Here is a 2,084-nt window from a genome sequence, read left to right as displayed (position 1 = left end):
AAAAAAAGTATTCTTTCTATGAAGCAATACGAGAAATGGTTTTCGAAGTTAAATATTATTTTAGTTTCTATTTTTCTTGTCTATTTTGCAGGCATACCAGCTCTACTACAAATTGTGTTCATTCTACAAATGGCACTCATTTTCTATCTGTTAGAGCGTAGTTGTCTGTATATCGAAAGATTACCAATACATAACGTCTATAAAATCAAGGCAATTATTTGCGACAAAAAACAACTGAAAATCGAACGAATTATCCCCAATAACGAGGAACACGGCACTCTTACAATTCAAACAAAAGATGAACAATACTTTTTATTTACAGCTGTATATCTAAGTGGCATCTTATCCCCTATATCACCGGAAGTATTTGAAGAATACGAACGAAGAAATCATATGGGTAGATAAAAGGTACTGAATATAGATTCAGTACCTTTTTCATTCCTCTTATATGTATTTCTTTACATATTCGCAAATAGCCATGGAGCGAGTACGGCTAACATACAAAGTAAACAAGATCCCGTTATGACACGATTGGACCAACGATAATACTCAGGTTGTTTCGTACTCTCATGAATTTTTCGTAAACGAATACCTGCAATTAACATAAATGGTGTAAAAATAAGTGCTGTTGATTTAAACAGGTCTAAAAAATCCGTAAAGATGTTCATAAACGAAACTACATCGGAACTGAATAAGAAGTACACACTTAGTCTCATCGCCATCATACTAACGAATGAAAAGATCATACTCCCTGTCGCCCACTTCATCCATTGACCATTCTTCGTAATTAATGCCATAACCATGACAATAACGCCTAATACGAAAGAGATAGAAAAGATATTTACCCCTACTTTAAAGGCAGGTGCATACATACCCTCAATTTTTTGTATTAATGATGAACCGAATGAATCATCCTTCTCTGGTGTTTTGGTTCGATTATTTAATCCCTCTTTAAAGGATGACGAAAGATCATTCCCTTTTAATTCATTAAAGTCCACTTTTACAGATGCATGAGCTGCTTGTAATGGTATAAGTAATAAGACCGTTAAGATGAGTGTACATAAGACACCAATCATCCCTTTTTCTTGTTTCATTACATATCACCCGCTAATTTCGGTTTAATGCTCTTTAATTTGATTTCATTTCCTTCCGCAACATAATAGAGGTCTGCTGAATAATAAATGTTCGCTTTTGTATATGCCCCCATAATTGCATTCGCAATTTCTTCTTTCTCTACTGCCACATATGTTTCATTTTCATTGTAAAATTCAATTTCAATTCGATTAATATTATTATTTAATACTGTGATATGTAGCTCTTTTAAGCTATTTAGACGATTTCCTAAGCCACACACTAGCTTAAATACCTTATTCGCAATCGTTGGTGGCTTGACATACGTCGTATTAAAATGAATGGTTTCATCATCTAACACACCATCTTCCTCGACTGCACACGTCATAATGAAAGAGTGATTTTGTTTTTCAATTTCTTGTTGACTCAACTTACGATCAATGACATACTTCACGCTTGTTGATAGGTTTTCTATATATTCATCCAGTTCGGTATTTGAAATTTTAGCCTCTGAGAATTCCGGGAAAATCATGTAAGCATGTATATTTGAACTACTTTTACTTACACGCAATACCTTAACTTGTTTCTTTTCGTAGCGCACCGTCTGTTCCAATTTTTTTACTACGTTGTTACTCATATGATCTATAGTCATATATCATCAGCCTCCAATAATTTTAATATAATAATCTTAAATACAATCTCATGTATATGAAGCATTGTAATGTTTCATGGAGTTCTCGAAGCTCCTATTCTAAGATCAATAATTATTTCAACCTTAAAATATTTTGATATTGCAATGACGTACAATGTCTCATTATAGTCGAATATCCTTATATGGTGAATCATTCCGTCTCACTCATTTGTACAAAAACAAAAAAATATTTTGTCCTTGTACAAATGAGTGAGAACCTAGTGTTTTTAATGCTATATAACTAAGAAAATACCAACTAGGAAATAGATTTATATACTCCCTAGTTGTCTATCACTCCACCCAACTAATGTATAGGAATAAG

At 33.0% G+C, this 2,084-nt stretch carries 3 protein-coding genes; 1 reads left to right on the top strand and 2 read right to left on the bottom strand.

The genetic code is table 11. From position 1 onward, the window contains the following. Positions 1-405 (top strand): hypothetical protein (locus tag MR155_RS30940; RefSeq protein WP_242312091.1); only part of this gene is annotated, 405 nt, incomplete at its 5' end. Between the two features lie 53 nt (positions 406-458). On the opposite strand, the gene MR155_RS30935 is transcribed toward MR155_RS30940, so the two are convergent. After that, positions 459-1,094 (bottom strand): hypothetical protein, encoded by a 636-nt coding sequence (locus tag MR155_RS30935; RefSeq protein ID WP_242312090.1) that lies wholly within the window; start codon positions 1,092-1,094, stop codon positions 459-461. Continuing rightward, positions 1,094-1,723, bottom strand: a complete 630-nt coding sequence (locus MR155_RS30930) for a hypothetical protein (protein ID WP_002166878.1) — start codon at positions 1,721-1,723, stop codon at positions 1,094-1,096. Before MR155_RS30930 ends, MR155_RS30935 begins: the two co-directional genes overlap by 1 nt. Positions 1,724-2,084: the final 361 nt, after the last annotated feature.

Origin of the sequence: Bacillus cereus group sp. BfR-BA-01331 (genome assembly GCF_022663915.1) — a bacterium.
GTDB classification, from domain to species: Bacteria; Bacillota; Bacilli; order Bacillales; family Bacillaceae_G; genus Bacillus_A; species Bacillus_A mycoides.
This window is presented reverse-complemented; position numbering and strand designations above follow the sequence as displayed.

What these genes read in the sequence shown, in the direction of transcription:
- MR155_RS30935 (WP_242312090.1), bottom strand. Translation starts at nt 1,094, where the DNA reads ATGAAACAAGAAAAAGGGATGATTGGTGTCTTATGTACACTCATCTTA.
- MR155_RS30930 (WP_002166878.1), bottom strand. Translation starts at nt 1,723, where the DNA reads ATGACTATAGATCATATGAGTAACAACGTAGTAAAAAAATTGGAACAG.